General features: G+C 32.1%; 5 protein-coding genes. 4 read left to right on the top strand and 1 reads right to left on the bottom strand.

The features are described 5' to 3' along the window. Window positions 1–131 precede the first annotated feature (131 nt). A complete protein-coding gene (locus KTF99_RS14170; RefSeq protein WP_003536170.1) occupies window positions 132–1454 on the bottom strand; it encodes an aspartate kinase in 1323 nt (440 codons plus the stop codon). 203 nt (window positions 1455–1657) lie between these two features. Between KTF99_RS14170 and KTF99_RS14165 the strand changes: the two genes are divergently transcribed. The 4 genes from KTF99_RS14165 to KTF99_RS14150 all read left to right on the top strand — a co-directional run bounded on the left by KTF99_RS14165 (window position 1658) and on the right by KTF99_RS14150 (window position 8050). Further along, complete coding sequence (locus KTF99_RS14165) at window positions 1658–3136, top strand: family 1 glycosylhydrolase (protein WP_009009157.1); 1479 nt, start codon at window positions 1658–1660, stop codon at window positions 3134–3136. A gap of 473 nt (window positions 3137–3609) precedes the next feature. After that, window positions 3610–4830, top strand: coding sequence for a YdcF family protein (locus KTF99_RS14160; RefSeq protein ID WP_029480624.1), 1221 nt, complete (start codon window positions 3610–3612; stop codon window positions 4828–4830). A 178-nt stretch (window positions 4831–5008) separates the two neighbouring features. Further along, window positions 5009–6007 (top strand): LacI family DNA-binding transcriptional regulator, encoded by a 999-nt coding sequence (locus tag KTF99_RS14155; RefSeq protein ID WP_003536174.1) that lies wholly within the window; start codon window positions 5009–5011, stop codon window positions 6005–6007. Between the two features lie 147 nt (window positions 6008–6154). Next, window positions 6155–8050: a sucrose-specific PTS transporter subunit IIBC gene (locus tag KTF99_RS14150; protein ID WP_003536175.1), complete on the top strand. Its 1896-nt coding sequence runs from the start codon at window positions 6155–6157 to the stop codon at window positions 8048–8050. Window positions 8051–8058 lie beyond the last annotated feature (8 nt).

Genomic DNA, 8058 nt, shown 5'->3' with positions numbered 1-8058 from the left:
ACTTCAACTTAAATACATAATCATATTTCATATAAAAACCCTCCTTACTGGTTTGTCCAGTAAAGAGGGTACGCATCATTGCCCAAACAGAGGGGTTCACTACATATTAGGAGGATGTTTTTATATTAATTTTATTTTTCTTCAGTAATAAACATTTTGTAAATAGCACGAATTGCATTTTTGAAATGAATATTTTTTACACCAACAATAATATTTAATTCTGATGAACCTTGATCAATCATTTTTATGTTAATATTTTCTTGAGCCAGGGCTGTGAAGATTTTAGCAGCAGTTCCACGACCATCTTTCATTCCGCGCCCAACAATTGCAATTAATGCTAGATCAGATTCTAATTCAATTGAATCTGGTTGAACTGCACGATGAATACCGGCTAAAATTTCCTGCTCTTTATCAATAAAAGATTCAGTCTCAACGACAATTGTCATTGTATCAATTCCTGAAGGAGTATGTTCAAATGATAAATCATTATCTTCTAATACTTGTAGTACTTTACGACCAAAACCAATTTCACTATTCATCATATCTTTTTCAATCATGATTGTAGCAAATCCCTTTTTACCGGCGATTCCGGTAATAACATGATCTGGTTTATGACAAGTTGTTTCAACGATCAATGTTCCTTCATCTTCAGGACGATTAGTATTTTTTATTTGAATTGGAATTCCTTCATTACGAATTGGGAAAATAGAATTCTCATGAAGAACACTTGCTCCCATATAAGATAATTCACGTAATTCTTTGTATGTAATTGTACCAATAGTATCAGGATCTTTAACAATTCGCGGATCAGCAATCAAGAAACCAGAAACATCAGTCCAGTTTTCATATAAATCAACATGACCATTTCTTGCAACGATTGAACCAGTTACATCACTTCCTCCACGGGAAAATGTTTTGATTGTTTTGCTGCCATCATTAGCAGAACCATAAAAACCTGGAATAACGGCATTTTTAACGTTACTTAAACGTTTAGATAAAACTGGATCAGTCATTTCTTGATCATAATTACCATGTTCATCAATAAAGATAACTTCACTAGCATCAATAAATTCAAAACCAAGATAGTTAGCTAATACAATTCCATTTAAGTATTCCCCACGGCTAGCGGCATAATCAATTCCAATTTTATCTTGAAAAGCTTTCTTAATAATTTCAAATTCTTTTTCTAAAGAACAATTTAATTTTAATTCGTCAATAATATCTTGATAACGAGCTTTAATTAATTTAAATGTTTCTTCAAAAGTCTTATTATCTTTAGCATTATAAGCTTGATATAATAGGTCAGTCACTTTGATATCATCTTTAAATCTTTTTCCCGGTGCGGATGGTACCACGAAACGACGAGATTTATCACTTTTGATAATATTAGCTACTTTTTTAAATTGAGTTGCATCAGCTAAAGATGAACCCCCAAATTTAACAATTTTATTCATACTGTTCCCCTTTATATAAATGTTTAATAAAAAAATACCATTTTTTAGTGGTTACATCAAGAAATATTTAAGAAAATGATAAAATAAATGAACTTGTCAAAGTATTTTCATGAATTGAAATATTTTTCAGATGATGAAAGGACTAATTAGAGATAAGGATGATACGGTATAATGATAAATATATTAAGGAGGAATAAGAAAAAATGAGTTTTCCTAAAGGATTTTTATGGGGTGGCGCAACAGCTGCCAATCAATTTGAAGGTGCATATAATGAAGATGGTAAAGGACTAAGTACTGCTGATGTAATGACTAATGGAACGCATCAAGAAGCTCGTAGAATTACATACACGATGCCTGATGGAAGTAAACATAGTCAAGCAGTAATGCCATTTAAATCACTTCCTGATGGTGCGGTATTAGAATGTCATGAAGGTGAATATTATCCTTCACATCAAGCAATTGATTTTTATCATCATTATCAAGAAGATATTAAATTATTTGCTGAAATGGGTTTTAACTGTTTTAGATTATCAATCAACTGGGGAAGAATCTTTCCTAATGGTGATGATGAAACACCAAATGAAAAAGGACTAGAATTTTATGATCGAGTTTTTGATGAATGTTTAAAATATGGAATTGAACCGGTAGTAACAATTTCTCATTATGAAACACCATTAAATTTAGCAAATAAATATGGTGGATGGTTAGATCGTCGCTTAGTAGGCTTTTTTGAAAAATATTGTGAAACTATTTTTAAGCGTTATAAAGATAAAGTTAAATATTGGATGACTTTTAATGAAATTAATATTATGGATTTTATGCCACCGTTTGCAGGTGGAGTCTTAAAAAATGATCCACAAAGCCGTGCTCAAGCCGTGTATCATCAATTTATCGCAAGTGCAAAGGTTGTAATCATGGGGCACAAAATTAATCCTGATTTCAAGATTGGGATGATGACAGCTTATGGATCAACATATGCCTTAACATGTAATCCTGATGATGAATTAAAATTAATGTTATCTGACCAACAAAGACATTTCTTTAGTGATGTTCAATGTCGTGGTTTTTATCCAGCTTATAAATTAAAAGAATTTGAGCGTGATGGAGTTAAATTGATTAAAGAACCTGGTGATGATGAGATTTTAAAAGAAGGAACAGTTGACTATATTGGATTTTCATATTATTCAAGCTCTGTAGTCACTACTGATGAAAGTAAAAAAGTAACGGATGGAAACATGTCTACTTCAGTACTTAATCCTTATTTAAAGGCAAGTGATTGGGGTTGGCAAATTGATCCAACTGGCTTAAGATTAGCTTTAAACAGGTTACAAGAACGCTATAACTTACCTTTATTTATTGTTGAAAATGGGTTGGGAGCTATTGATAAAGTTGAAGCAGACGGCTCAATCAATGATGATTATCGTATTGATTATTTAGCTAAACATATTGCTGCAATGAAAGATGCGGTTGAATATGATGGTGTTAATTTAATGGGCTTTACTCCATGGGGATGTATTGATTTAGTTTCAGCTGGAACTGGAGAAATGCGCAAGCGTTATGGTTTCATCTATGTTGATAAGGATGATGATGGTAAAGGACCACTAACAAGAATGAAAAAGAAAAGTTTTTATTGGTATCAAAAAGTAATTAAATCAAATGGAGAAGATTTAAGTAATCAATAATTTAATAATTCTTGGTATTGTGTTACATTTGTAACATATATCAAGGATTTTTTAAAATTAATTTTTCATTTAAAATGATAAATAATAAATGAGCAGATTGAAATTTATTATAGTTATAAAATTATGAGGGTGATTTAAAAGCGCTGATGTCTTCTATGTAGGATTATTGAATACCGGGATTGCCCAAAAAATGTATTGAAACACATAGTATAGTGATGAAATAGAGGTAACTTCTATCCTTAATCAAAAAATATTCTTTACAATTGACTTATATAAATAAAAGGGAATGATAATGATTATATTTCATTATCATTCCCTTTTAGTATTTTTGGCTACTTTTATATTTTAACATATTCGGCAAACAAAAACATTAAATATTTAATGTTTTCTTTTTGTGCAAAAAATATTTTTTGTATAGACAAAAGTGGTATGATATTAATAAAGAAGTCATAACATAAGGAGGATAAAAAGTTATGAAGAAGTTAGGGAAAGCGATACTTGGCTTAGCTTTAGCACTGTCGATGTGCTTTAGTATGTTCATTCCAGTGTATGCTGAAGGGGAAACAGTAGATACACTAGTTGGCAGTTTAATCGGTTATTATCGAGATGGTGCTAGAACAGACGTTTTGAGAACTTTGGATACTTTAAAAGAGGTTTCTAAAGATGATTATGATCAATGGCAATCAATCATTGATTATTGGGACTGGATTGAAAACGATATGGTCGAAAATATTGGTGTAGCTCCTGATGGTCTACCAAATGATAATACCCATGCTTTTGTTGTACTAGGTTTTGCATTAAAGAGTGATGGAACAATGCAGCCAGAATTAGTAGGACGATTAGAGACTGCTTTGGCCAGTGCTCAAAAATATCCTAATTCATATATTTTAGTAACTGGTGGTGTAAAGAAAAACGGTTGGACTGAAGGGGACCGGATGCACGACTGGTTAGTTGAACATGGTGTAGCAGATAATCGAATTCTAGTTGAAAATAAATCAGCTAATACAGCACAGAATGCTGAATTTAGTTTTGATATTCTTTATAATCATCCAACAATTAAGAGTATTTCTATGATTACTAGCCAATATCATTTAAAACGTGGAACAATCTTATACTATGCGGAATCATTAATTCGAGCACGTGAGTTAGGGAAGACGCCAATTAAATTAAATGGTAATGCAGGATGGTACCGGGAAGATAAAACTAGTGAAACATTATCACAAAAAGCTAGCAGTTTATCACAAATTGCTGGAGTTTCTATTCCTTATGGTGAAAAATTACCAAAATCTAAATTAACAGGAATTGAAGTTACTGGTAAAAAAACTTATACTGTTGGAGATGCATTAGATATCATAGTTACTTCAACTTATGATACTGAATATAGTCGTGATGTTACAGGTCTTGCTAAAATTATTGGATTTGATGCTAATAAAGTCGGTAAACAAAATGTAGTTGTAGTTTATACGGAAACTTTACATCATTCTACAAGTAGTTCTGAAGATGTAACTATGACAGCTGAATTTGAAGTTGAGGTAAAAACAGCTCCAATTACAGTTCCAGTAAACCCACAGCCAACCCCAGATAAACCTGTAAATGCAGTAAATACTGGAGATAACAGCCCATTGGCAATAATGACGATGGTAGCAGGGTTAGCAGCTGCTGGAATGTTTTTAGCAAAAAGAAAAGAAAATTAATAGCTATAGTGAAAGCTGAATCGCAAAATGATTCAGCTTTTTTTAGTATATCAATGATAATGGAATTAAGTTTTATTTATTGAATAATATTTGTTTGACCGTAATCTTAAAATATTGTAAGATTATATTAATAAGACGGGAACTGCCCGTCATTTTCTTTAGGTTAGAGGTTATAATTATGAAAGATAAAAAATTAACAATGAGTGATATTGCAAAAATGGCTGGTGTTGGCAAGAGTACAGTATCACGGTATTTTAATGGTGGTTATATCAAAGAAGAAACGCGTTTAAAATTAAAAAAAGTAATTGATGAAAATAATTATGAACCGAGCACATTAGCGCAATCATTGAAAGCAAAATATACTAAGGTAATTGGTATTGTAGTACCTTGTCTTGATTCAATTACAACATCTCGTGTTTTGATGACGATGGATCAGTATTTAAAAGATCATGGTTATACAACTTTAATAATAAATACCAATCATGATGAAATGCGAGAATTAACTTCGATTGAACAGTTATGGCGAATGAATGTTGATGGAATTATTTTAATGGCAACGGCAGTAACGATGGCACATCAAAATATTGCTGCAAAATTAGATATTCCACTATTATTTGTGGCACAGCGTTATGGAGCAGGAGTCTCTATCATTAATGATGATTATAGTGCTGGATATGAAGTTGGAAAATATGCAGCATATATGGGGCATCGTAAGATTTGTTATATCGGTGTAAGTGGTAAGGATGAGGCTGTAGGAATTTATCGTAAAGATGGTGTGATCAATGGTTTAAGGGACAACGGAGTAAGCAGCGTTGATTTATTAGAAACTGATTTTTCATTAGAAAAGGCTCATCTTATTGCTCTTGATTATCTAAAAAAGAAACAGCCAACTCTATTTATCGGAGCAACTGATAATATCGCTTTGGGGTGTTTAAAAGCAATTAATGAGTTAAAATTAAAGATGCCTGATGACATTTCTTTAATTGGTTTTGGGGGTTATGAGACTTCTCAATTTATTAATCCCAGTCTTTCGACAGTTAGATTTAATAATGAAGAAACTGGAATTAAAGCAGGTCAAACAATCATTGATTTAATTGAAGGGAATGTTGTTGATAATTTACAGTTAATTGGATATACCTTAATTAAGGGACAAAGTGTCAAAGATTTAAATAAATAAATAAAAGTGATGATGTTTTAATAAAAAACATCTTTTTTTATTAAAAATATGGTATCGGTTTCAGCTTTTTGTTAAAAAGTATTGACAGGGTCACAACAATCGCTTATAGTATATTTGTGGAACCGATACCATAGAGGAGGATAAAACATGGATTATAACAAAATTGCCAAAGAAATAATTAATTGTGTTGGTGGTAAAGAAAACATTACGGGGGCAATGCATTGTGCAACTAGGCTACGTTTAAATCTAGTTGATGAAAGCAAGGTTGATGAAGAATCATTAACTGATATTGATGTTGTGAAGGGAACTTTTTTAGCTAAAGGGCAATATCAAATTATTTTAGGACCAGGTCTAGTTAATTTGGTATGTGACGAAGTAACAAATATTTTAGGAATTAAAACTGACAGTACGCTCCAAGTAGAAAAAGTAGAAGAAAAAGGAAACTTATTACAACGTGCAGTTCAGTTATTAAGTGATATTTTTGTTCCAATTATTCCTGCCATCGTTGCTGGCGGATTGTTAATGGGAATTAATAATATTTTAACAGCTCAAGGACTATTTTTTGCTAATAAAAGTTTGATTGAAGCATATCCGCAATGGGCTGATTTAGCATCAATGATTAATTTATTTTCAAACGCTGCATTTACTTTTTTACCAGTGTTAATTGGATTTAGTGCTACTAAAAAGTTTGGTGGGAATCCATATTTAGGTGCAGCTTTAGGAATGATCATGGTTCATCCGGATCTACTAAATGCTTATTCGTATGGTAAAGCAGGAGTAGAAGTACCAGTATGGAATATTTTTGGACTATCAATTGAAGCAGTAGGGTATCAAGGAACGGTTTTACCTGTATTAGGGGTATCTTGGATCTTAGCTAACATTGAAAAACGTTTACACAAAGTGACACCAACTTGGCTGGACAATCTTACAACACCATTATTAGCAACGTTAATTACTGGTTTTATTACTTTTATTTTAGTTGGCCCATTATTAAGAGAAGCCGGGGTCTTATTATCTGATGGAATATCATGGATGTATAATACGCTAGGATTATTCGGAGGTGCAATCTTTGGATTTTTCTATGCACCAATTTGTTTAACAGGAATGCATCATAGTTTTATTGCAGTTGAAACACAATTATTGGCATCGATCAAGACAACAGGTGGATCATTCATTTTTCCAACTGCATCAATGTCAAATGTTGCTCAAGGGGCAGCAGTTATTGCAATTTTATTAGTAACTAAAGACAAAAAATTAAAAAGTATTTGTTCAGCTTCAGGTATTTCAGCGTTATTAGGAATTACTGAGCCTGCAATGTTTGGAGTAACTTTAAAACTTAAATATCCATTTATTGCAGCTATGGTAGGTTCAGCAGTTGGAAGTGCTTATTTAGCGGCAACAAAAACACTTGCTAATGCTTTAGGGGCAGCAGGTATACCAGGTTTCTTATCAATCGATCCTAAGAATTATTTGAATTTTGCAATTGGGATGGTCTTAAGTATTGCAGTGTCATTTGTTTTAACAATTATATTATATAAACGTGATATGGCTAAACAACCTACTCAAGATAGTGAACTGCCAACTGAAGCTAAAGAAGTAAAAACAAACATTATCACTGCACCGCTAGCTGGGAAAGTAGCTTCAATAACGGAAGCACCAGATGAGATTTTTGCACAAAAAATGATGGGTGATGGGGTAGTTATCTTTCCTACAGAAAATATTTTAGCAGCTCCGATTGATGGTGAAATTACAATGATCTTTCCTACAAAGCATGCTTTAGGAATTAAAAGTAATGATGGAATTGAAATTCTTATTCATGTAGGTTTGGATACTGTAAAACTTGAAGGAAAACCATTTAATTTATTTGTTACTGAAGGTCAAAAAGTAAAACAAGGTGATAAATTAATGGAAATTGATTTTGCGATGGTTGAAGCAGCAGGATGTCCAATTGCGACACCATTAGTTATTACAAGTCAAAATCAATTTGAAATTATTAATCTTGGAACATGTAGTTTAAATCAAGATATAATCAAATTAGACTAGGAGAAATA

The organism is Erysipelatoclostridium sp. MSK.7.34 (assembly GCF_019041935.1).
Taxonomy (GTDB): domain Bacteria; phylum Bacillota_I; class Bacilli_A; order Erysipelotrichales; family Coprobacillaceae; genus Thomasclavelia; species Thomasclavelia ramosa.
The sequence above is the reverse complement of the archived record's forward strand: the minus strand, read 5'-3'. Positions and strand labels throughout refer to the sequence as shown.

Bases quoted from the DNA above. Each gene is read 5' to 3' on its own strand.
- KTF99_RS14155 (WP_003536174.1), top strand. From the start codon at position 5,009: ATGAAAGATAAAAAATTAACAATGAGTGATATTGCAAAAATGGCTGGT.
- KTF99_RS14150 (WP_003536175.1), top strand. From the start codon at position 6,155: ATGGATTATAACAAAATTGCCAAAGAAATAATTAATTGTGTTGGTGGT.
- KTF99_RS14165 (WP_009009157.1), top strand. From the start codon at position 1,658: ATGAGTTTTCCTAAAGGATTTTTATGGGGTGGCGCAACAGCTGCCAAT.
- KTF99_RS14170 (WP_003536170.1), bottom strand. From the start codon at position 1,454: ATGAATAAAATTGTTAAATTTGGGGGTTCATCTTTAGCTGATGCAACT.
- KTF99_RS14160 (WP_029480624.1), top strand. From the start codon at position 3,610: ATGAAGAAGTTAGGGAAAGCGATACTTGGCTTAGCTTTAGCACTGTCG.